The sequence below is a fragment of the Streptomyces sp. NPDC051963 genome, from assembly GCF_044593495.1.
GTDB lineage: Bacteria > Actinomycetota > Actinomycetes > Streptomycetales > Streptomycetaceae > Streptomyces.
Window position 1 is genome coordinate 396,061 of record NZ_JBIUCC010000007.1, and the last position, 21,841, is coordinate 417,901.

Annotated in this window: 17 protein-coding genes; 7 read left to right on the plus strand and 10 right to left on the minus strand. The window is 69.5% G+C overall.

The genetic code is table 11. The annotated features are described in order from the left end of the window. Positions 1-32 precede the first annotated feature (32 nt). The 3 genes from pyk to pta form a co-directional block, all read right to left on the minus strand. Positions 33-1,463 (minus strand): pyruvate kinase, encoded by a 1,431-nt coding sequence (gene pyk / locus ACIHFB_RS29840; protein ID WP_400128600.1) that lies wholly within the window; start codon positions 1,461-1,463, stop codon positions 33-35. A 74-nt stretch (positions 1,464-1,537) separates the two neighbouring features. Beyond that, positions 1,538-2,758, minus strand: coding sequence for an acetate kinase (locus ACIHFB_RS29845; protein ID WP_400128601.1), 1,221 nt, complete (start codon positions 2,756-2,758; stop codon positions 1,538-1,540). Then, entirely contained in the window at positions 2,755-4,845 is a 2,091-nt protein-coding gene (pta, locus tag ACIHFB_RS29850) for a phosphate acetyltransferase (protein WP_365283624.1), read from the minus strand. Before pta ends, ACIHFB_RS29845 begins: the two co-directional genes overlap by 4 nt. Before the next feature lie 262 nt (positions 4,846-5,107). Here pta and ACIHFB_RS29855 point away from each other — a divergent pair, with 262 nt between their 5' ends. Then, positions 5,108-6,133: an ATP-dependent 6-phosphofructokinase gene (locus ACIHFB_RS29855; protein ID WP_365283622.1), complete on the plus strand. Its 1,026-nt coding sequence runs from the start codon at positions 5,108-5,110 to the stop codon at positions 6,131-6,133. An 85-nt stretch (positions 6,134-6,218) separates the two neighbouring features. Further along, a complete protein-coding gene (locus tag ACIHFB_RS29860) occupies positions 6,219-7,526 on the plus strand; it encodes a DUF3500 domain-containing protein (RefSeq protein WP_400128602.1) in 1,308 nt (435 codons plus the stop codon). Here the strand turns inward: ACIHFB_RS29860 and ACIHFB_RS29865 are convergent. Beyond that, positions 7,498-8,223, minus strand: a complete 726-nt coding sequence (locus ACIHFB_RS29865; protein WP_400128603.1) for an XRE family transcriptional regulator — start codon at positions 8,221-8,223, stop codon at positions 7,498-7,500. The genes ACIHFB_RS29860 and ACIHFB_RS29865 overlap by 29 nt on opposite strands. Positions 8,224-8,391: 168 nt before the next feature. Here ACIHFB_RS29865 and ACIHFB_RS29870 point away from each other — a divergent pair, with 168 nt between their 5' ends. Then, complete coding sequence (locus tag ACIHFB_RS29870) at positions 8,392-8,850, plus strand: PPOX class F420-dependent oxidoreductase (RefSeq protein WP_400128604.1); 459 nt, start codon at positions 8,392-8,394, stop codon at positions 8,848-8,850. A gap of 6 nt (positions 8,851-8,856) precedes the next feature. On the opposite strand, the gene ACIHFB_RS29875 is transcribed toward ACIHFB_RS29870, so the two are convergent. The 4 genes from ACIHFB_RS29875 to ACIHFB_RS29890 form a co-directional block, all read right to left on the minus strand. Beyond that, positions 8,857-9,696, minus strand: coding sequence for a carbohydrate ABC transporter permease (locus ACIHFB_RS29875; RefSeq protein WP_365283614.1), 840 nt, complete (start codon positions 9,694-9,696; stop codon positions 8,857-8,859). A gap of 4 nt (positions 9,697-9,700) precedes the next feature. Continuing rightward, a complete protein-coding gene (locus tag ACIHFB_RS29880) occupies positions 9,701-10,648 on the minus strand; it encodes a sugar ABC transporter permease (RefSeq protein ID WP_365283612.1) in 948 nt (315 codons plus the stop codon). Between the two features lie 16 nt (positions 10,649-10,664). Next, on the minus strand, positions 10,665-12,038 hold the full coding sequence (locus tag ACIHFB_RS29885; protein WP_400128605.1) for an extracellular solute-binding protein: 1,374 nt from the start codon (positions 12,036-12,038) through the stop codon (positions 10,665-10,667). Positions 12,039-12,265: 227 nt separating this feature from the next. Next, a complete protein-coding gene (locus ACIHFB_RS29890; protein ID WP_400128607.1) occupies positions 12,266-13,147 on the minus strand; it encodes a nucleosidase in 882 nt (293 codons plus the stop codon). 45 nt (positions 13,148-13,192) lie between these two features. Between ACIHFB_RS29890 and ACIHFB_RS29895 the strand changes: the two genes are divergently transcribed. Both ACIHFB_RS29895 and ACIHFB_RS29900 read left to right on the plus strand, forming a co-directional pair. Then, positions 13,193-13,744: a hypothetical protein gene (locus tag ACIHFB_RS29895; RefSeq protein WP_400128608.1), complete on the plus strand. Its 552-nt coding sequence runs from the start codon at positions 13,193-13,195 to the stop codon at positions 13,742-13,744. A 49-nt stretch (positions 13,745-13,793) separates the two neighbouring features. After that, positions 13,794-16,193 (plus strand): ATP-binding protein, encoded by a 2,400-nt coding sequence (locus ACIHFB_RS29900; RefSeq protein WP_400128609.1) that lies wholly within the window; start codon positions 13,794-13,796, stop codon positions 16,191-16,193. On the opposite strand, the gene ACIHFB_RS29905 is transcribed toward ACIHFB_RS29900, so the two are convergent. After that, positions 16,190-16,891, minus strand: coding sequence for a response regulator (locus tag ACIHFB_RS29905; protein ID WP_365283602.1), 702 nt, complete (start codon positions 16,889-16,891; stop codon positions 16,190-16,192). The genes ACIHFB_RS29900 and ACIHFB_RS29905 overlap by 4 nt on opposite strands. Beyond that, positions 16,888-18,519, minus strand: coding sequence for an ATP-binding protein (locus tag ACIHFB_RS29910; protein WP_400128610.1), 1,632 nt, complete (start codon positions 18,517-18,519; stop codon positions 16,888-16,890). The genes ACIHFB_RS29905 and ACIHFB_RS29910 overlap by 4 nt, the downstream gene beginning before the upstream one ends. Positions 18,520-18,687: 168 nt before the next feature. Between ACIHFB_RS29910 and ACIHFB_RS29915 the strand changes: the two genes are divergently transcribed. Both ACIHFB_RS29915 and ACIHFB_RS29920 read left to right on the plus strand, forming a co-directional pair. Further along, on the plus strand, positions 18,688-20,097 hold the full coding sequence (locus tag ACIHFB_RS29915) for a cation:dicarboxylate symporter family transporter (RefSeq protein ID WP_400128720.1): 1,410 nt from the start codon (positions 18,688-18,690) through the stop codon (positions 20,095-20,097). 173 nt (positions 20,098-20,270) lie between these two features. Further along, positions 20,271-21,839, plus strand: coding sequence for an AAA family ATPase (locus ACIHFB_RS29920; RefSeq protein WP_400128611.1), 1,569 nt, complete (start codon positions 20,271-20,273; stop codon positions 21,837-21,839). Positions 21,840-21,841 lie beyond the last annotated feature (2 nt).

The window sequence follows — 21,841 nt, forward strand, 5'->3', positions numbered from 1 at the left end:
CTCGGTGTCGTAGAACAGCCTCTACACACGGCTTACTTGCCGTCGACGCCACCGAGGTGGTGCACCCGCACCATGTTCGTCGTCCCCGGCACCCCAGGAGGCGACCCCGCCGTGATGATGAGGGTGTCGCCGGCGTTGAAGCGGCCGAGCTTGAGGACTTCGCCGTCGACCAGGTCGACCATTTCGTCGGTGCTGTTGACGAAGGGGACGACGTGGGACTCGACGCCCCAGCTGAGGGTGAGCTGGTTGCGGGTGGACTCGTCCGTCGTGAAGGCGAGGATCGGCTGGGAGGCCCGGTAGCGGCTCAGGCGGCGGGCGGTGTCGCCGGACTGGGTGAAGGCGATCAGGCCCTTGCCGCCGAGGAAGTCGGCGATCTCGCAGGCGGCGCGGGCGACCGAACCGCCCTGGGTGCGCGGCTTCTTGCCGGGGACGAGGGGCTGGAGGCCCTTCGACATCAGCTCCTGCTCGGCCGCGACGACGATCTTCGACATCGTCTTGACGGTCTCGATCGGGTAGGCGCCGACCGAGGATTCGGCCGACAGCATCACCGCGTCCGCGCCGTCCAGGATCGCGTTGGCCACGTCGGAGGCCTCGGCGCGGGTCGGGCGGGAGTTGGTGATCATCGACTCCATCATCTGGGTCGCCACGATCACCGGCTTGGCGTTGCGTCGGCACAGCTCGATGAGGCGCTTCTGCACCATGGGGACCTTCTCGAGCGGGTACTCGACGGCCAGGTCACCGCGGGCCACCATGACGGCGTCGAAGGCCATCACGACGCCCTCCATGTTCTCCACCGCCTGCGGCTTCTCCACCTTGGCGATGACGGGGACCCGGCGGCCCTCCTCGTCCATCACCCGGTGGACGTCGTCGACGTCCTTGGCGTCCCGCACGAAGGACAGGGCGACCATGTCGCAGCCCATTCGGAGGGCGAACCGGAGGTCCTCGATGTCCTTCTCGGACAGGGCCGGGACGTTGACGGCCGTGCCGGGCAGGTTGATGCCCTTGTGGTCGGAGACGACACCGCCCTCGATGACGATCGTCCTGACGCGGGGGCCCTCGACGTCCAGGACCTTCAGCTCGACGTTGCCGTCGTTGATCAGGATCTGGTCGCCGCGGGAGACGTCACCGGGCAGGCCCTTGTAGGTCGTCCCGCAGATCTGCTTGTCGCCCGGGACGTCCTCGGTGGTGATGACGAACTCGTCACCGCGCTCCAGCTCGACGGGGCCTTCGGCGAAGGTCTCCAGGCGGATCTTGGGGCCCTGTAGGTCGGCGAGGACGCCGATGGCGCGGCCGGTCTCCTTGGAGGCGGCGCGGACACGGTCGTACCGCCCCTGGTGCTCGGCGTGCGTGCCGTGGCTGAAGTTGAAACGGGCCACATTCATGCCGGCGTCGATCAGCGACACGAGCTGTTCGTGGGAGTCGACCGCGGGGCCGAGAGTACAGACGATTTTCGAACGGCGCATGGGGGCGATCCTATCGGTTTGTTTCGCTGCGGAATATTCCGTCTGGCGGAAAGTACAAAAGGGCGGGATGCCGCTCAGGTGAGATTCCGAGAACCATTTACGAGCGCGTACGTCTGTGTCGCAATCTCCAGTTCCTCATCGGTCGGCACCACGGCGACGGCAACCCGCGCGGACTCCGGCGAGATCAGCCGCGGCTCGTCACTCCGTACGGCGTTCAGCTCGCCGTCGACCGTCAGGCCCAGTCCCTCCAGGCCTGCCACGGCAGCCTCCCGCACCGCGCTCGCGTTTTCTCCGACTCCCGCCGTGAACGCGACCGCATCCACCCTTCCGAGTACCGCGTAATAGGCGCCGATGTACTTCTTCAGGCGGTGAATGTAGATCTCGAAGGCCAGTCGCGCCTGTTCGTCACCCTCGTCGATCCGGCGGCGGATCTCCCGCATGTCGTTGTCGCCGCACAGACCGATCAGACCACTCTTCTTGTTGAGAAGAGTGTCGATCTCGTCCGTGGACATTCCGCCAACGCGCATCAAATGGAAGATGACGGCAGGGTCCATGTCGCCGGAGCGTGTTCCCATGACCAGCCCCTCCAGTGGCGTCAGCCCCATGGAGGTGTCGACACATCGACCGCCCCTGACCGCCGAAGCCGACGCACCGTTTCCGAGGTGCAGCACGATGACGTTCACCTCCTTCGGCGACCTGCCCAGCAGCTCCGCGGTCGCCCGGGAGACGTACGCGTGCGAGGTCCCGTGGAAGCCGTAGCGGCGGATCCGGTACTCGTCGGCGGTCTTCACGTCGATCGCGTAGCGCGCGGCCGACTCCGGCATCGTCGTGTGGAACGCGGTGTCGAAGACGGCGACCTGGGGCAGGTCGGGGCGCAGCGCCTGTGCGGTGCGGATGCCGGTGAGGTTGGCCGGGTTGTGCAGTGGCGCGACCGGTATGAGCCGCTCGATCTCGGCGAGGACGGCGTCGTCGATGACGGTCGGCTCGGTGAAGAACTTGCCGCCGTGCACGACCCGGTGGCCGATCGCGGCCAGCTCGGGCGAGTCCAGGCCCAGTCCGTCCTTGGCCAGCTCCTCCGACATGGCCTTCAGGGCCGCCTCGTGATCGGCGATCGCGCCGGTCCACTCGCGGGCCCCGCCGCCCATCGGCGTGTGCTTGAGCCGCGAGGTCTCCTCGCCGATGCGCTCGACGAGGCCCACCGCGAGCCGGCTGGCGTCGCTCATGTCGAGCAGCTGGTACTTCACCGACGAGGAGCCGGAGTTGAGGACGAGGACGCGGACGCGGGTGGGGCTCACAGCCGGGGTGCCTTCTCGCTCGGGGTCTGGGCCTGGATCGCGGTGATGGCCACGGTGTTGACGATGTCCTGGACGAGGGCGCCGCGGGACAGGTCGTTGACCGGCTTGCGCAGCCCCTGGAGGACGGGGCCGACGGCGATCGCGCCGGCCGAACGCTGCACGGCCTTGTAGGTGTTGTTGCCGGTGTTGAGGTCGGGGAAGATCAACACGCTGGCCTGTCCGGCGACTTCGGACTCCGGCAGCTTGGTGCGGGCGACGGTCGGCTCGACGGCGGCGTCGTACTGGATCGGCCCCTCGATCTTGAGATCGGGCCGCCGCAGCCGTACCAGCTCGGTCGCCTCGCGCACCTTGTCGACATCGGCGCCCGAGCCGGACGTACCGGTCGAGTACGACAGCATCGCGATCCGCGGCTCCACGCCGAACTGCTCGGCGGTGGCGGCGGACTGGATGGCGATGTCGGCGAGCTGCTCGGCGTTCGGGTCGGGATTGACCGCGCAGTCGCCGTAGACGAGCACCTTGTCGGCGAGGCACATGAAGAAGACGGAGGAGACGATGTCGGCGTCCGGCTTGGTCTTGATGATCTCGAAGGCGGGGCGGATCGTCGCCGCCGTGGAATGGACGGACCCCGACACCATGCCGTCGGCGAGGCCCTCCTGCACCATCAGCGTGCCGAAGTAGTTCACGTCGGAGACCACGTCGTACGCCAGCTCCACCGTCACGCCCTTGTGGGCGCGCAGGGCCGCGTACTTCTCGGCGAAGCCGTCGCGCAGCCCGCTGGTGGCCGGGTCGATCAGCTGGGCGTCGCCGAGGTCGATACCGAGGTCGGCGGCCTTCTTGCGGATCTGGTCGACCGGGCCGAGGAGGGTGAGGTCGCAGACGCCGCGGCGCAGCAGCACCTCGGCGGCGTGCAGGACGCGGGGCTCGGTGCCCTCCGGCAGGACGACCCGGCGCAGGTCCGAGCGGGCCTGCTCCAGGAGCTTGTGCTCGAACATCATCGGCGTGACGCGGTCACTGCTGGGGGCGCTGACCCGCTTCAGTAGATCGCCGGTGTCGGCGTACCGCTCGAACAGGCCGAGCGCGGTCTCCGCCTTGCGCGGCGTGGCCGCGTTCAACTTCCCCTCCAGGCCGAAGAGTTCGGCGGCGGTGGGGAAGCTGTTGCCGGGCACCGAGAGGACCGGGGTGCCGGGGGCGAGGCGGGCGGCGAGGGTGAGGACGTCGTCGCTGGGCACCTCGTCGAGCGTGAGCAGTACGCCCGCTATCGGCGGGGTGCCGGCGCTGTGCGCGGCGAGCGCGCCGACGACCAGGTCGGCGCGGTCGCCCGGGGTGACGACCAGGCAGCCCGGGGTCAGCGCGGGCAGGAAGCTCGGCAGCATCGCGCCGCCGAAGACGAAGTCGAGCGCGTCACGGGCGAGCCCGGAGTCGTCGCCGAGCAGCACCCTGGCGCCGAGGGCGTGGCGGATCTGGGCCACGGTGGGCGCGGCGAGGGCGGGATCGTCGGGCACGACGTAGCAGGGCACCGGCAGCCGGTCGGTGAGCCGCTCGGCGATCCGGTCGCGGTCCTCGCGGGCGACCCGGTTGGTGACCATGGCGAGGACGTCGCAGCCGAGGCCGTCGTAGGCGCGGTAGGCGTTGCGGGTCTCGGCGAGGACCGACTCGGTGGTCTGCCCCCGGCCGCCGACCACCGGGATCACGGACGCGCCGAACTCGTTCGCCAGCCGTGCGTTGAGGGACAGCTCGTCCGGGAACTGGGTGTCGGCGTAGTCGGTGCCGAGGACCAGGACGACGTCGTAGTCCCGGGCGACGAGATGGAAGCGGTCGACGAGGGTGGAGACCAGCTCGTCCGCTCCCCGCTCGGCCTGGAGGGCGGACGCCTCGTGGTAGTCCATGCCGTAGACCGTCGCCGGGTCCTGGGAGAGGCGGTACCGGGAGCGCAGCAGCTCGAACAGCCGGTCCGGCCCGTCGTGGACGAGGGGGCGGAAGACGCCCACCCGGTCGACCTGCCGGGTCAGGAGTTCCATGACCCCCAGCTCGACGACCTGGCGGCCGTCGCCGCGGTCGATACCGGTCACGTACACGCTGCGCGTCACGCATGCTCTCCGTTTCGTCTGTAGCAGCTTCGTCTGTAGCAGCTTCGTCCGTAGCAAGTTCGTGCGTGGCAACTTCGTGCGTGGCAACGGGGACGTTTCGGGGCTCTGAAAATCGCCCACCAGGGTGAGCAGAACCCTCTTGACAATACCCTTGCCGGTGGATAAGGCGCCCGTCAGCTTCGAGGGAACGGCCTCACCCTGAGCGACGTGAAACAATCGGACTGGCTCACCGGTATCAACAGCGAGCAGGAGACACAGCACGATGCGTATCGGAGTTCTCACCGCAGGCGGCGACTGCCCCGGCCTGAACGCCGTGATCCGGTCGGTCGTGCACCGAGCGGTCGCGCAGTACGGCGACGAGGTGATCGGCTTCGAGGACGGGTACGCGGGTCTGCTCGACGGCCACTACCGCACCCTCGACCTGGACGCCGTCAGCGGCATCCTCGCCCGCGGCGGCACCATCCTCGGCTCCTCCCGGCTGGAGCGCGACCGGCTCCGCGAGGCCTGCGACAACGCGCCCGACATCGCCCGTGACTTCGGCATCGACGCGCTGATCCCGATCGGCGGCGAGGGCACCCTCACGGCGGCGCGCATGCTGAGCGACGCGGGCCTGCCCGTCGTGGGCGTCCCGAAGACGATCGACAACGACATCTCCTCCACGGACCGGACCTTCGGCTTCGACACGGCGGTCGGGGTGGCCACCGAGGCCATGGACCGGCTGAAGACCACCGCCGAGTCCCACCAGCGCGTGATGGTCGTCGAGGTCATGGGCAGGCACGCGGGCTGGATCGCGCTCGAGTCCGGCATGGCGGCCGGCGCCCACGGCATCTGCCTGCCCGAGCGCCCCTTCGACCCCGCCGACCTGGTCAAGATGGTCGAGGAGCGCTTCGCCCGCGGCAAGAAGTTCGCCGTCGTCTGCGTCGCCGAGGGCGCCCACCCCGCCGAGGGCTCCATGGACTACGGCAAGGGCGAGATCGACCAGTTCGGCCACGAGCGCTTCCAGGGCATCGGTACGGCCCTGGCGTTCGAGCTGGAGCGGCGGCTCGGCAAGGAGGCCAAGCCGGTCATCCTCGGCCACGTCCAGCGCGGCGGCTCCCCGACCGCGTACGACCGTGTCCTCGCCACCCGCTTCGGCTGGCACGCGGTGGAGGCCGCGCACCAGGGCGAGTTCGGCAAGATGACCGCCCTGCGAGGCACGGACATCGTGATGGTGCCGCTGGCGGAGGCGGTCACCGAGCTGAAGACGGTGCCGAAGGACCGTATGGACGAGGCGGAGTCGGTGTTCTAGACGCCGTTGTCGACCCCGCGGGTCCACTGGGTTCTCACAGGTCGGATTCAGGGGCGCTTCAGGTTCACCCAAGACCTTGGTCGGCATGCACGGACACCGACCACGCACCCCTGAAGCCGATCGCAGCCGCCGCTGGTTCATGAACAAGGCGCTGCTCGCCGGCGGCGTCGCCGCGGTGGCGACGATGACCGGCTGTTCCAACGGCTCCTCCGACTCGGCGAGCACGTCCTCGTCGTCCTCCGCCGCCCCGAGCGGCATGCCCTCCGGCGCGCCCGGCGGCGGGGGCATGGGCCCCGGCGCCTCCGAGGTCAAGTACGCCGACTTCAAGGGCCTCACCACCGACGGCACGATCGTCGACGACCTGTACTCGATCCACTCCACCGACGTCTCCACCGACGGGATCGTCAAGGCCGCGCAGACCTTCCTGGACGGGCTCTCCAAGACGCAGGCGAAGGCCACCCTGTTCGACATCCAGGCCGACGAATGGCTGGCCTGGAGCAACGTCGACGGCTACGAGCGCGAGGGCGTCCGCATGGGCGACCTCACCGAGAAGCAGCGCAACCTCGGGTACGCGCTGCTCGGCAAGGCCCTGTCCGCCGACGGGCTCACGCAGACCCGCAACATCATGAAGCTCAACGCGTTCCTGGGCTACTACAACGGCGGCGGCAAGGAGACCCTCACCGAGGGCCACTACTACTTCACCGTCATGGGCACCCCGTCGACCACGAAGCCGTGGGGCTTCCAGTACGAGGGCCATCACGTCGCCATCAACTACTTCGTCCTGGGCGACCAGGTCGTCATGACGCCGACCTTCATGGGCTCCGAGCCGACCTCGGCGACCTACCAGGGCGAGAAGATCGTCACCTTCAAGAAGGAGACCACGGCGGGCCTGGCGATGCTCCGCTCCCTGACCAAGGCCCAGCAGGCCGAGGCGATCTCCAGCACGGCGGAGAAGAGCGGCGCCGACATGAAGGCGGGCGCGGGCGCCGACAATCTGGAGCTCGCCTACGAGGGCCTGAAGTGCGCCGACCTCACCTCCGCGCAGCGGCAGAAGCTGCTCGACCTGGTGGGCGTGTACGTCGGCTACATGAACGAGGGGCACGCCGAGGTCAGGATGACGGAGGTCGAGGACCACCTCGACGACACGTACTTCTACTGGATCGGCGAGACCAAGGACAGCTCGGCCTTCTATTACCGCGTGCACAGCCCGGTCGTCCTCATCGAGTACGACGCCCAGTCCCCGCTGGCCTACGGCAACAAGGACAGCGGCGGCGGCATGGGCGGCCCGAACGGGACGCCGACCCAGCAGCACATCCACACCATCATCCGCACCCCGAACGCCGGCGACTACGGCGTGGACCTGCTCAAACTCCATCTGGAGAACGATCACTGACCCGGATCCAGAACAGGTCCAGGATCCGGTCGAGGAAGTCACGGCCGGACGCGTCCGAGCCCTCCCCGCCGCCACCCCAGCTCAGCGTGGCGACCATCCGCCCCTGGTAGTCCTGGTGCAGCTCCTGGAGGGTGTCCTCCAGGAGGCGCCGGTCCAGGGGCAGCATCTTCCCGACCGGCCGGACGTACGCCTGCCAGCGCGTCGTCACGGCGCCGCGCAGCAGCTCGGCCAGCTTCGGATTGCGCCCGGTGACGGTGACGAAGTCGGGGAGCGACAGATCGAGCAGTCCGGCCAGCGCGGAGGACTGCCGGTCGGTCCCGCGCCAGTCGTCGGTCTCCTCCATGCGCATATACGCCAGGAGTTCGAGCCCTACGGTACGGGCGACGTCCTCGGGCGCCAGCCCACGGGCGATGCGGTGCTCGCGCAAGGTCCGCGGCTGCCCGATCAGTTCGCCCGGCGAGCACCACAACACACCGGCCAGCGCGGTGAGTTCGGGGCTGGTCGGGGTGAGGGCGCCGCGTTCCCAGGCGACGACGAGATCCGGACTGACGTACGGCAGTCCGTACGAGGCGCGCATGTCGTGGGCGACATGTTCGGGCCCCATGCCGAGAGCGGCACGGAGTCTGCGGGCGGCGGGGGCGTTGAAGGGGGGACCTGGCTGGTTCGACAGAGCTTGGGGTCGGCGCACGCGCCACAAGCTAGGGGCGCGGGAGTGGGTTGACTACGGTCAGTTCAGCCAGGATCACGGATTGTAGGAACGTACGGTTTCGGCCACGGGTTCGGGTGTCCGGAGATCATCTGTCGGTGGCGCGCGGGCGATGGTGAGGATGGCTCACGGACGCCCGGGCGGGCGCCCGGGAGGAGTGTGACGATCGTGTACGAAGTGAATGGCAAGGTAGAGGGGCATATTCGCGAGCGGTTGCTGGCGCCCAACTTCTGGCACCTCGCGACGGTCGGCCCGGACGGGACGCCGCAGATCTCGCCCATGTGGGCGGATGTCGAAGGCGAGTTCGTCATGATCAACACGGCAATCGGACGTGTGAAGGAAGAAAACCTGCGGCGCAATCCGAACGTCTCCCTCTCCCACCACGACCCCGACAACCCCTATGACCGGGTGGAGATCCGGGGCAGGGTCGTACGGTTCGTGGAGGGCGAGGAAGCCGAGCGGTCGATGGACCGGCTCACCCGGAAGTACATCGGTCAGGACCGGTACCCCTGGCTGCTGCCGGGGGAGCGGCGCGTGATGCTGCTGATCGAGCCGGTGCGGGTGCGGAGGGTGGTGGGAGTGGAGCCGTTCCGTCCGGGGGTGCTGTCCGAGGCGTGAGCGGGGTCAGCCCTTGACCGCCCCGCCCAGCGCGAACCCGCCGCCCAGCCGCCGGGCGACCAGCACATAGAGCAGGATCACCGGTGTCGAGTAGACGATCGAGAAAGCCGCCAGCTGCCCGTACACCACCGTGCCCCGGTTCCCGAAGAACTCGTTGATGCTCACCGCCGCCGGCATCTGGTCCGGCGTCAGCAGCAGCATGAAGGGGACGAAGAAGTTCCCCCACATCATCACGAACGAGAACACCGTCACGACCGCCACGCCCGGACCCATGAGCGGCAGCACGATCCTGACGAGTGACTGAAGGGACGACGCGCCGTCCGTCCACGCAGCCTCCTCCAGCTCCTTCGGCACCCCGTCCATGAAGTTCTTCATCAGCCAGATGGCGAACGGGAGTTGAGAGGCGGCGAAGAAGAAGATCGTGCCCTGCATCGTGTCGATGAGATCGACCTGCACGAACAGCGCGTACACCGGCACCATGATCGCCGTGATCGGCAGGCTCGTCGCGAAGAGGATCGACAGCAGGAACGGACGGTTCAGACGGGAGCGGAAGCGTGACAGCGGGTAGGCCGCGAGGGCCGCGCAGACCACGGTCAGCAGGGTCGCGCCGCCGCACAGGATCAGGCTGTTCAGCAGCGGTGTGAAGATGATGTCCTGGGTCAGGATCGCGTCGAAGTTGTCGAAGGTGAGCCCGTCGGGGGCCTTCACCCGAAGGTCCGCGTCCGGGTCCAGGGCGGACAGAACCACCCACGCCAGCGGCAGACAGAAGGCCGCGGCGACCACCAACAGCCCCGCGTCGGCGGCCAGTTTGTGACGCCTCCGGCGTGACGTGAGCGTGAGTGCCATGGCGTCAGACCTCCGTCCGCAGCAGGCGCATGTACACGAGGGAGAAGACGGAGCCGACCAGCAACAGCAGCAGCGCGACCGCCGTGCCGTAGCCGATCATGCTGTTCTGGAAGGCCTGTTCGTACATGAACAGCGGAAGCGTCTGGCTCTTGCCGCCCGGCCCGCCCCGTGTCATCACCCAGATCAGACCGAAGACGGACAGCGTCTGGAGGGTGTTGAGCATCAGGTTGGTGCCGATCGAACGGCGGATCATCGGCAGCGTGATGTGCCACATCCGGCGCCAGCCGCTCGCGCCGTCCACCTCGGCGGCCTCGGTGATCTCCTTGGGGATCTCGTTCAGCGCGGCCGAGTAGACCAGCATCGAGAAGGCCGTGCCGCGCCAGACGTTCGCGAAGGACACCGCGAGGATCGGGAGCGTGAACAGCCAGTTCTGGGACGGGAGATGGAGCCAGTCCAGGATGGCGTTCAGGGTGCCCTCACGGCGGAAGAACGCGTACAGGAGGAAGCCCGCGACCACCTCCGGCAGCACCCACGCCGTGACAACGATGCCACCGGTGAGTGTGCGCACCGGCTTCGACGCCCGCTGCATCATTGCCGCCAGCGCCAGCCCCAGCGTGTTCTGGCCGACCAGCGCCGACAGCACCGTGAACACCAGCGTCAGCCATACGGCGTTCAGGAAGGCCTTGTCCTGGAACGCCGTACGGAAGTTGTCGAATCCGACGAACGACGACTCGGCCTGTCCGGTGAGCTGGAGGTCGGTGAAGGCGATGTAGGCGCAGTAGGCGATCGGGCCCGCGAGGAAGAGGAGCAGCAGGACGAGGGCGGGGGAGACGGGGAGGACGCGGGTCAGGGCCCGGTGGAACTGGTTCTTCCGCGGCACGGGGGGCGGACCCGGCGGGCCCGGAGGGACCTTGGCGGTCTCCGGGCCCGCGTGCGGTGCGGCTGCGGTCATGTACGGTCGCCGCCGTTCACTTCTCGACGACCTGGTCGTCGGTCGCCGCCTTGAGCGCCTCGTCGTAGCCGCTCGCCGCCTCCGCCACCGACATGTCGCCCGTCGTCACGCCCTCCATCGCCTCCTGGATGGCGGTGGAGACCTTCGGATACGCGGGGTAGGCGGGCCGGTAGTGCGTACTGCTGACCAGATCGGTGAAGAACTTGATGCCGGGCTGCGCCTGGATGTACGCGGGATCGGCGGCCACGTCCTTGCGCACGGCGATTCCGGAGTTGGCGATGTACCACTTCTGGGCGTTCGCCTTCGTCTGCATCGTCTCGATGAACTTGAAGGCCAGGTCGGGGTTGCCCGCCTTGTCCGGGATGGACCACGTCCAGCCGCCGGACATGCTCACCTTGCCGGGGGCCTGCCCGTTCTGCGTGGGCATCGCGGCGAGTCCGAGCTTCTCCGACCACTCGGGCCACTCATGACCGCTGCCCTTCAGCCAGTCCTGCGGGAGCCAGGAGCCGTCGAGGTTGATGCCCAGCTTGCCCTCGGGGAGCAGTTCGCCGCGGACCCGGGTGCCGAAGTTGGGGTCGAGGGCGTCGGAGACGTCCGGGCCGAGCTTCTCCTTGTAGACCGTCTCGACGAACTGGAGCGAGTCCTTGAAGCCCTGACCGCCCGCGATCCACTTCTTCGACGCGTGGTCGTAGAGCGGATCGGTATTGCCGTCGTTCGTGCCGTAGAGCAGCATCTGGAAGCCCTGCATGGTGGCGCCCTCGCCGACGGGCTTGCCGGTGTAGACGTTGAGCGGCGTGACGCCGGGCACCTTCTCCTTGATCGTGCGAGCCGCTTCGAGGACGTCGTCCCACGTCTTCGGCTGCCAGTCGGCCGGCAGACCGGCCTTCGCGAATATCGCCTTGTCGAACCAGAGCCCGCGGGTGTCCGTACCGTCCGGGACGCCGTACGTCTTCCCGTCCTCGCCCTTGGCCGCCGCCTTCGCCGTGTCGATGAACTGGTTCCAGTCCGGCCACTTGGCGAGGTAGTCGTCCAGCGGCTTCAAGTATCCGCTGGTGATGTCGGAGTTGATGAGGAAGGTGTCCTCGTAGACCAGGTCCGGGGCCGTCTTCGGGGAGCGGAGCATCTGCTGGACCTTGGTGTAGTACTCCGAGTCCGGGGCCTTGATCGGGACGAGCTCGACCTTCTTGCCGGGGTTCGCCTTCTCGAACTGCTTCTTGATGTCGGCGAGGAACGTGTCCATCACCTTGATGTTGTTGTCCGTGGACTGCTTGAAGGAGACCTTCACGGTGTCGGGGTCGCTGCCGGATCCGCCGCCGCAGGCGGTGAGGGCGGTGGCGGTGAGGGCGACGGCGACAAGGGCGGGGACTGCGGCGGTGGGGCGCACGGGCATGACCTCCTGCGGGCTCACGACGTTGTGGCCAGGGTGGTTGCCAGGTGAACCTAGGAGGAGTGGTCTAGTCAGGTCAATGTATGTGCGGTGTCGTTCTTGAGGCTGCGGACCTCTGGCTGGTGCTATTTGAGGGATTCGGCGGATGCGCGGGCTTGGGCGGCATCGGTGGGGGCGTGGTGGTCGCGACGGGGACCGGGCCGTGGAGGCCGGTCGTGCTCTTGCCTTCCTCAGTCGTCCGGTCCGAGTCTCTTGCCGATGACGGGGCCGTGAAAGGTGCCGCCCCGGAAGTCGATGTGATCGCCGCCGTATGTGGCTGTGGCTCTGTCTCTGTCTCCGGCTTCGCGGCGCGGATGGGGACCCTCCTCGGGGCCGGACGAGGCGTCGCGCGGCCGTTGCTTGCGCAGGACGGCCACCGCGACCGAGGCCGCCCGCTCGGCGGCCCGCGTCTGGGAACCGGAGGCGTCGGCCTTGTGCTTCCTCGCGTTGGCGCGGTCGCTGATGCCCCGGATCACGAGGGCGTCCAACTGGCCGTTCAGATGGGCGGCGTGGGCGGCGCCCGAGCCCTCCATCTCGATGGCGCAGGCGTCGTTGAAGGTCCGCCGGATGTAGTCGGCGAACGCGGACTTGTCGTCGGCCAGAACGACGTCACCGCACGCGATCGGCTTGAGATGACCCCGAACGTCCTCCATGCCCCGCAGCGCGGAGCGGGCGGACTGCAACAGCCGGTGCGAGCCGCGCCAGGCCTCGGGGCGGGCCTGGAAGCCGTCCGGGGTCTGCTTGCCGCCGTGGACGGCGTACACCTTCGTCCCGACCACGACGTCACCGATCTCGATGTCGTCCTTGAGCCCGCCCGCGACCCCGACGAAGAGCAGCACCTGCGGCCGGAGCCAGCCGACGATCTGTGTGGTGAGCGCGGCGGCGTTCATGGCGCCCTCGCCCAGTTCCGCGATGGCGAGGTTCCAGGACGTGCCGTCGAGCCGGCCCAGCTCCACGCGGGTTCCGTCGTCGTGTTCCAGTTCCTCGGTCTCGCCCGTCAGGTGGGCACGTACGGCGTCGTACTCCACCGGGAGCGCCGTGAGAATGACGGCGGTGGGCTGGTTCGCGGACATCTGTCTAAGGTACTGCCAGGTCGGTCGGGGGAGAGGGCGGTTGGAGTGGCCGAACAGGACGTCACCGTGGGGCAGTTGCTGCTCGCCGAGTACCAGAGCGTCAAGGACGAGCAGAAGGCGCGCATCGGGTTCCGGGACAACCTGCTCTATGTGACCTTGGCCGTCGTGGCCGCCGTCATCGCCGCGGCCGCGCAGGCCGAGCAGGCGTCGATGCTGCTGGCGCTGCCGCCGGTGTGCGTCGTGCTCGGGTGGACGTACCTGGTGAACGACGACAAGATCTCGGCGATCGGCGCCTACGTCCGTGAGGACCTCGGACCCCGGCTCGCGGCGCTGGCCGAACCCGGGGGAGTGTTCCAGGCGTTCGCCTGGGAGACCGGGCACCGCGGGGACCCGCGACGCAGGTCCCGCAAGGCGATCCAGCTGGCGGTCGACCTCACGGCGTTCTGTGCGGTGCCGTTCGCGGCGCTGGTCGTGTTCTGGGCCGGCGGCACGAGCGGTGCGTTGCTGGTCGTTCTGTCGGTGGTGGAGGCCCTCGCGGTGGCCGGCCTCGGCACGCAGGTCGTGCTGTACGCGAGAGCCGCGCGAACTCCCGCCTGACGCCGTACCGTTGACTGCGGTGGCATGGACCGGGGGACGGAACAGGCGCATGAGAACGGCGTTGCTGACCGCCTTGGCCGAAGGCGCGGGCGGGGAAGCGGGGCGCCGGGCGGTCGGGGAACTGACGAGCGCACTGGGGCTGGACGCGGGTGCGTCGGTGCAGGCGCTGGCCGAAGCGGCGGGTCGGCCGGACCGGCGAGAAGCGGTGCAGGCCTGGGGTGACCGGGTCGTGGAGCTGCTCGGTGCCGATCCGCTGGTCGCGGGAGGCGTGGCGGCGGCCATGGAGCGGCAAGCGCCGGGCAGTGGGACGGACTGGTACGGCGGCGACCACACCGACTTCCGGGGCGGGGTGTTTCTGCGCGAGGTGGTCGGCGTGCAGGTCGTCATCCAGCAGGGCGGGGCCGCCGCCGCGCCGGAGGCCCTGTCTTCCCTGCCGCCGAGGCCCGGCGGATTCACCGGGCGCGACGAGGAGATGGCCGACCTGCTGCGTGCGCTGGACCCGGCCGCCGAGCCTCCGTCACCGGGTGGCGCCGTCGTGCTCGCGGCTGCGGTCTCCGGGCTCGGTGGCGTCGGCAAGACCGCGCTCGCCGTGGAGACGGCGCATCTGGCGTGCGAGAAGGGCTGGTTCCCGGGCGGGGTGCTCTTCGTCGACCTGCACGGGTACGACGAGGAGCCGGTCACCGCTGATCAGGCGTTGCAGTCCCTGCTGCGGGCGCTCGGGGTTGCGCCGGAGCACATTCCCGGTCGGGCCGACGACCGTGCGGTTCTGTACCGCTCCGTGCTGGCAGGGCGTGCGCAGGAACGGGGTCCGGTGCTGCTTCTGGCCGACAACGCGTCGTCGCCGGACCAGGTTCGTCCGCTCCTTCCGGGGGATACACGTCATCGGGTACTGGTCACGTCCCGTGATCGTCTGCCCCAACTCGGGGCCCGGCTGGTGCGGTTGGACCAGCTCACGCCCGAAGACGCGTATGAACTGCTCGACCTCGCCCTGAGGATCGCCGACCCGGATGACAGCCGGGTCATGGACGACACTGACGGGGCTCGGCAGCTTGCCGTCCTGTGCGGCCACTTGCCGCTGGCCCTCCAGATCGCGGCCGCGCTGTTGGTCGAGGATCCGGACAAGCCGCTCGCGGAACTCGTCGATGAACTCGCCGCGTCGCATGACCGTCTTGACGACCTCGACGACGGCGAGCGCAGTGTCCGTGCCGCCTTCGACCTCTCGTATCGACGGCTGCCCGCCGGGCAGGCTGGGCTGTTGAGGTTGCTCGCCGTCGCACCGGGGGCAGAGGTGAGCAGCGAGGTCGCAGCCGCGCTGGTCGGGGACGAGGTGCCTCCGCTGCGGGACCTGAGGGCGCTGGCTCGTGCGCATCTCGTCGAGCGGGGGAGTGCGAGCGGGTGGTGGCGATTGCACGACCTGGTGCGGGTGTTTGGGGTGGGGGTGGTTGCCGCGGATGCGGGGTTGCAGGAAGAGGGAGGGGTGGCGCGGGGCCGGGTGCTGGAGTTCTATCACCGGTGGGCGGATGCGGCTGATGACCGGTTGCGGTGGTTGCCGGGGATGGTGGAGCCGGAGCGGTTTGCGGACCGGGGGCAGGCGTTGGCGTGGTTCGACGGGGAGCGGGCTGGGCTGGTGGCGGCGGTGTTGTGGGGGCGGGAGGAGCGGTACGCGGACACGGTGGTGCGGCTGGCGTCGTGCCTGTCGGTGTATCTCCGCTGGCGGCGCCACTTCGACGACGGGGTCACTGTCGGGCGTGCCGCGCTGGAGGCCGCGGACCGAGCCGGGGACCGCAAGGGGGAGGCTGGGGCGTGGAACAACCTCGGTCTAGCCTTGCGGAACGCGGGCCGGGTGGAGGAAGCGATCGACGCGCATACCCGCGGCCGCGACCTGCGCCAGGCTGCCGGGGACCGTCGCGGTGAGGCCAGTGCGTGCAACAACCTCGGCATCGCCCTCCAGGAGGCGGGCCGGATGGAGGAGGCGATCGACACCCTCACCAGCGCCCGCGACCTGTGCCGGGCCGCTGGGGACCGTCACGGCGAGGCTATGGCTTGGAACAACCTCGGCCTCGCCTTGCGGAACGCGGGCAGGGTGGAGGAGGCGATCGACGCTCACACCCGAGCCCGTGGTCCGCACCGGGCCGCCGGGGACCGTCACGGCGAGGCCACGGCATGGAACAACCTCGGCATCGCCCTGCAGGAGGCGGGCCGAGTGGAGGAAGCGATCGAGGCGTACGGCACGGCCCTGGCGATCCTTGAGGAGTTCGAGGACTGGTATCGGGCCGGCACGTCCCTCCAAAACTTGGCTCTCGCTCACGAGGAGGCCAACCGCCCCGCCGACGCCCGCGCCTACTGGCTTCTGGCCGCCGATGCCTACACCCGCGGCAACGCCCCCACCAAAGCAAGCCAAGCCCGCACCCGAGCCGCCACCCTCAACAACCCCACCCCCACCCCCTAACGCCCCCTCTCCACCCCCTTAACCCACCGATAAACCAACTCCGGCCTCCCCACCTGCCCATACAACGGACTCCGCCCAGCCCGCCCCGCCTCCACCAAATGCTCCAGATACCGCCGAGCCGTGATCCGGGAAATCCCCACGGCCTCCGCGACCCCCGCCGCGGTGAGCCCCTCCTCGGCCTCCCGCAGCGCCCCCGTGACGATCTCCAACGTCGGCCCGCTCAGCCCCTTCGGCAGCTCCGCCGGTCCGGGCGCCCGGAGCGCGGCCAGGGCCCGATCCACCTCGTCCTGTCCGCTCGCCTCGCCCGCCGCCGCGTGGAACTCGGCGTACCGGACGAGCCGGTCCCGCAGGGTCGCGAAGGTGAACGGCTTCAGTACGTACTGCACGACGCCCAGCGAGACACCCTCCCGCACGACCGTCAGATCCCGCGCGGACGTCACCGCTATCACGTCGGCGTGATGGCCCGCGGCCCGCAGCGACCGCGCCAACTGCAATCCGTGCACATCGGGCAGGTGCAGGTCCAGCAGCAGCAGATCCACCGGCGTACGGTCCAGCGCGCGCCGCGCCTCCGCGCCCGTGTGGGCCTTGCCGACCGCGACGAAACCGGGGACCCGGCCGACGTACATCACATGGGCGTCCGCGGCCACCGGGTCGTCCTCGACGACCAGGACCCGGATGGGCTGCTCGGCCGCCGTCATACGCCACCCCCGGACACCGCATGCTCGGACACCGGGCTGTCCAACGGCAGCCGTACCTCGAACTGGGCGCCACCCCCGGCGGCCTCCGCCACCGTCAGGGCGCCCTCGTGCCGCACCACCGCCTGTCGGACCAGCGCCAGCCCGAGCCCCCGCCCGCCCGGTCCCGCCGGCTTGGTCGAGAAGCCGCGCTGGAAGACCGCCTCGGCGTGCGCGGGATCGACGCCCGCACCCGTGTCCGCCACCTTCAGCACCAGCTCGCAGCCGCCTTCCGTGTACGCCGTCACAGTCACCCGCCCTCGCGCGCTGCCCTGCGCCGCGTCCACGGCGTTGTCGATGAGGTTGCCCAGGATGGTCACCAGGTCCCGGGCGGGCAATGACGGCGGCAGCAGACCGTCGTCCAGGCTGCTCTCGTCCGAGACCACCAGCTCCACGCCCCGCTCGTTCGCCTGGGCCGTCTTGCCGAGCAGCAGGGCCGCGAGGACTGGTTCGCTCACCGCGGCCACCACCTGGTCGGTCAGCGCCTGGGCCAGTTCCAGTTCGGCCGTCGCGAAGTCCACGGCCTCCTGCGCGCGGCCCAGCTCGATCAGCGAGACCACCGTGTGGAGGCGGTTCGCCGCCTCGTGCGCCTGTGAGCGCAGCGCCTGGGTGAAGCCGCGTTCGGAGTTCAACTCGCCCATGAGGGACTGGAGTTCGGTCACATCGCGCAGGGTGACGACCGTGCCCTTCCGCTCGCCGCCCGACACCGGTGAGGTGTTCACCACGAGCACCCGGTCCGCCGTCAGATGCACCTCGTCCACCCGCGGCTCCGACGCGAGCAGCGCGCCGGTGAGCGGGGCGGGCAGTCCCAGGTCCGCGACCGAGCGGCCGACGGCCTCCTCGCTCACCCCGAGCAGCTCCCGCGCCCCGTCGTTGATCAGCGCCACGCGGTACTGCCCGTCGAGCATCAGCAGTCCCTCGCGTACGGCGTGCAGGGCGGCCTGGTGGTAGTCGTGCATGTTGCTGAGCTCGGCGGCGTTCATGCCGTGGGTGTGGCGGCGCAGTCGGGCATTGACGACGTAGGTGCCGATCGCGCCGAGGGCGAGAGCCCCGGCCGCGACGCCGATGAGCGCGGTCAGCTGGCCCTGCGCCCGCTCGCTGATCGCCTCGACCTTGATGCCGGCGCTGACCAGGCCGACGACCTTCCCGCCGTCCTCGACCGGGGTGACCGCCCGGACCGACGGGCCGAGTGTGCCCGTGTAGGTCTCGGTGAAGGACTCGCCCCTCAGCGCCCGCTCGATGTGGCCGAGGAAGGGCTGGCCGATCTGGTCGGGGTCGGGGTGGGTCCAGCGGATGCCCTGCGGGTTCATGATCGTGACGAAGTCGACGTCGGCGTCCTCGATGACCCGCAGCGCGTACGGCTGGAGCCGGGCGCTCGGGTCGGAGGTGCGGATCGCCTCCCGTACGGAGGGGGAGTCGGCGACCGAGCGGGCCACGCCCATGGCCTGGCGCCGCGCCGCGTCCTCGGCCTGGTCGCGGTCGCTGACGTAGGTGAACAGCGCATACCCGAGGACCACGACCGTGAGCAGCACGGCCTGCACGGCGAAGAGCTGGCCGGCCAGGCTGCGGGGTCTAGGGAGGCGCACGTGCATGTCGTCAGTGTGCCCCCCACGTTAAGCATGAACTAAATGAACGGAAGGGTGACCGCCCTCACACGGCGGGAGATAGTCACGGCATCCCGGAAGCGACACACCCGGGACGATCTAGACAAAATCCCCTTAAATCTCCGCAATCTCCCGGACGTGAGCCGCACGCCGGTGATGCCGACGACGACGTCAAGGAGGGCCGCCGTGACCAGCGCAGCCGATACGGCACCTGCCGCACCCCGAGCCAAACGGGACCGTACCCATTACCTGTACATCGCTGTGATCGCCGCGGTCGCCGTCGGAATCGCCGTCGGTCTGATCGCCCCCGACTTCGCGGTGGAGCTCAAGCCGATCGGCACGGGCTTCGTCAACCTGATCAAGATGATGATCTCCCCGATCATCTTCTGCACGATCGTGCTGGGTATCGGCTCGGTGCGGAAGGCCGCGAAGGTCGGTGCCGTCGGCGGTATCGCACTCGCCTACTTCACGGTCATGTCGCTGGTCGCCCTGGGCATCGGCCTGGTCGTCGGCAACATCCTGGAGCCGGGCACCGGCCTCGCCGTCACCGACGCGATCAAGGACGCCGGGCACGCGCAGGTCGACGCGGAGGCCAAGGACACCACCGAGTTCCTGCTCGGCATCATCCCGACGACCATCGTCTCCGCCTTCACCGGCGGCGAGGTGCTCCAGACCCTGCTGGTCGCGCTCCTCGCCGGCTTCGCGCTCCAGGCCATGGGCTCGTCCGGCCAGCCGATCCTGCGCGGCGTCGAGCACATCCAGCGCCTCGTCTTCCGCATCCTCGCCATGGTCATGTGGGCCGCCCCGGTCGGCGCCTTCGGCGCCATGGCCGCGGTGGTCGGCTCCGCGGGTCTCGATGCCCTCAAGAGCCTCGCCGTCCTGATGCTCGGCTTCTACGCCACCTGTTTCCTGTTCGTCTTCATCGTCCTCGCATCGCTGCTGAGGATCGTCGCGGGCATGAACATCCTCACGCTCTTCAAGTACCTGAGCCGTGAGTTCCTGCTGATCCTGTCGACCTCCTCCTCCGAGTCCGCGCTGCCGCGGGTCATCGCGAAGATGGAGCACCTGGGCGTCAGCAAGCCGGTGGTCGGCATCACCATCCCGACCGGCTACTCCTTCAACCTCGACGGCACCATGATCTACATGACCATGGCCTCGCTGTTCATCGCCGACGCCATGGGAACGCCGATGTCGATCGGCGAGCAGATCCCGCTGCTGCTCTTCCTCTTCGTCGCCTCCAAGGGCGCGGCGGGAGTCACGGGAGCCGGGCTCGCGACGCTGGCGGGCGGACTCCAGTCCCACAAGCCCGCGCTCGTCGACGGTATCGGTCTCATCGTCGGTATCGACCGCTTCATGAGCGAGGCCCGCGCCCTGACGAACTTCGCCGGCAACGCGGTCGCGACCGTGCTGATCGGTACCTGGACCAAGGAGATCGACCGGGAGCGGGTCGATCAGGTCCTCTCCGGACAGGTCCCGTTCGACGAGAAGACCCTGCTGGACGACGGCCACGGTGACGCCGAGGACGTGCCGGAGCAGGGCGGCGAGAAGGAGCTGGCAAAGGCGTAGCCAAGCCCCACAGCCCCACATACCCCGAGCGGCCAGGTACTCCCCCGTAGCCTGGCCGCTCGGTCCGTTTGTTCGGCTCCCCTCCTCTTGTGAAGTCACCCCAATTCCTTTGACCTGTCTGTGTTTCCGGCCCACGCTGGGAGGCCTCGACGGTCGGACGCATGGAGGCTGGCATGGGGGAGTCGCACGAGGTGGAGATCGTCAGCTCGGACGAGTACAAGGACCGGTACGGAGCGGGGCGGGAGGCGTCGCCCCTCTCCCTGGACCAGGTCAACGAGCTGTTCACCGAGTTCCTGATGGCCGTGGCCCGGCCACGCGGCAAGGGCGGGGTCGGCGACCGCGACCTCAGCAAGCGACTGCGTGAGCACCTCGGCTCGCCGCCCACCGACCGCCCGGTGGTCAAGGCGGCCTACGCGGCCTTCGACCTGCCCAACGTCCATCTCGCCCTGGAGCGCTGGTTCGCCGCCGACGGCCGCTCGTACGAACTGGTGGGCATGCGCGGCGGCCAGCACCACGGCGACCTCACCCTCGGCGACATCCTCGACTCGGCCGACCGCTACGACCGGTTCGTGCTCGGCGCCGTCGACTACGCCCATCTGCCCGTGTCGCCCGACCGGGAACTCGCCTGCGTCTCCTGCGGGTTCTACCTCGGTCAGGAGGGCGACGAGCGGTTCGCGGTGCTGCTGCGCGGCCCGCGCGACGAGTACGGGCGCAACAAGGTCGAGATCGAGGTCCTCGCCCAGCGCACGGAGTTCGCCAACCGGCTGCTCGAAGAGATCGACGAACTGGTCCGCGCCCACAACGTCTTCCGCGGCCAGGTCCTCTCCTTCGAGGGCTCCGAGTTCGGACACGGCCTCGGCCCGTTCCGCTTCCACCGCCGCCCCGGCCTCACCCGCGACGACATCGTGCTGCCCGACGGCCTCCTGGAGCGCGTGGAACGCCAGGTCGTGGGCGTCGCCCGGCGCCGCGAACAGCTCCGCGCGGCCGGCCAGCACCTGCGCCGCGGACTGCTCCTGTACGGCCCGCCCGGCACCGGCAAGACCCACACGATCCGCTATCTCCTCTCCCACCTGCCGGAGTTCACGGTCGTGGTCCTCTCCGGCACCAGCATCGACGCGATCGGCCCGGCCTGCTCACTGGCCCGGATGCTCCAGCCGGCCCTCGTCGTCCTGGAGGACTGCGACCTGATCGCCGAGGCCCGCGACTACGCCCACGGGGACCAGCCCCTGCTCTTCCAGGTGCTGAACGAGATGGACGGCCTGGGCGACGACGCCGATGTCGCCTTCCTCCTCACCACCAACCGCGCCGACCTCCTCGAACCGGCCCTCGTCCAGCGCCCCGGCCGCGTCGACCTGGCCGTCGAGATCCCCCTCCCGGACGCCGCGGGCCGCGCCCGCCTCCTCGATCTGTACGGCTCCGGACTGGATCTCGGCAAGGAGATCGCCGACGAGGTGGTGGCCCGCACCGAGGGCACGACCGCCTCCTTCACCAAGGAGCTGGTACGACGCTCCGTGCTGATCGCGGCCGAGCGGGAATCGGCGTCCACCGATCCCGAGGACGTCCGGTCCGCCCTGGACGAACTCCTCTCCGACCGCGACGAGCTGACCCGCCGCCTGCTCGGCGTAGGGGGCGTCGGGGAGGAGGACTGGGAGGACACGGAGGACCCGGAGGGCCCGGAGGAGCCCTACCGGGGGCCCCGGCTGCTGGGCCCACGACCGGGGCGGGCGCCGGACCTGCCGTAGGG

Bases quoted from the DNA above. Each gene is read 5' to 3' on its own strand.
- ACIHFB_RS29890 (WP_400128607.1), bottom strand. From the start codon at position 13,147: ATGTCCGCGAACCAGCCCACCGCCGTCATTCTCACGGCGCTCCCGGTG.
- ACIHFB_RS29900 (WP_400128609.1), top strand. From the start codon at position 13,794: ATGAGAACGGCGTTGCTGACCGCCTTGGCCGAAGGCGCGGGCGGGGAA.
- pyk (WP_400128600.1), bottom strand. From the start codon at position 1,463: ATGCGCCGTTCGAAAATCGTCTGTACTCTCGGCCCCGCGGTCGACTCC.
- ACIHFB_RS29855 (WP_365283622.1), top strand. From the start codon at position 5,108: ATGCGTATCGGAGTTCTCACCGCAGGCGGCGACTGCCCCGGCCTGAAC.
- ACIHFB_RS29880 (WP_365283612.1), bottom strand. From the start codon at position 10,648: ATGACCGCAGCCGCACCGCACGCGGGCCCGGAGACCGCCAAGGTCCCT.
- ACIHFB_RS29885 (WP_400128605.1), bottom strand. From the start codon at position 12,038: ATGCCCGTGCGCCCCACCGCCGCAGTCCCCGCCCTTGTCGCCGTCGCC.
- ACIHFB_RS29920 (WP_400128611.1), top strand. From the start codon at position 20,271: ATGGGGGAGTCGCACGAGGTGGAGATCGTCAGCTCGGACGAGTACAAG.
- ACIHFB_RS29860 (WP_400128602.1), top strand. From the start codon at position 6,219: ATGCACGGACACCGACCACGCACCCCTGAAGCCGATCGCAGCCGCCGC.
- ACIHFB_RS29915 (WP_400128720.1), top strand. From the start codon at position 18,688: ATGCCGACGACGACGTCAAGGAGGGCCGCCGTGACCAGCGCAGCCGAT.
- ACIHFB_RS29905 (WP_365283602.1), bottom strand. From the start codon at position 16,891: ATGACGGCGGCCGAGCAGCCCATCCGGGTCCTGGTCGTCGAGGACGAC.
- ACIHFB_RS29910 (WP_400128610.1), bottom strand. From the start codon at position 18,519: ATGCACGTGCGCCTCCCTAGACCCCGCAGCCTGGCCGGCCAGCTCTTC.
- ACIHFB_RS29875 (WP_365283614.1), bottom strand. From the start codon at position 9,696: ATGGCACTCACGCTCACGTCACGCCGGAGGCGTCACAAACTGGCCGCC.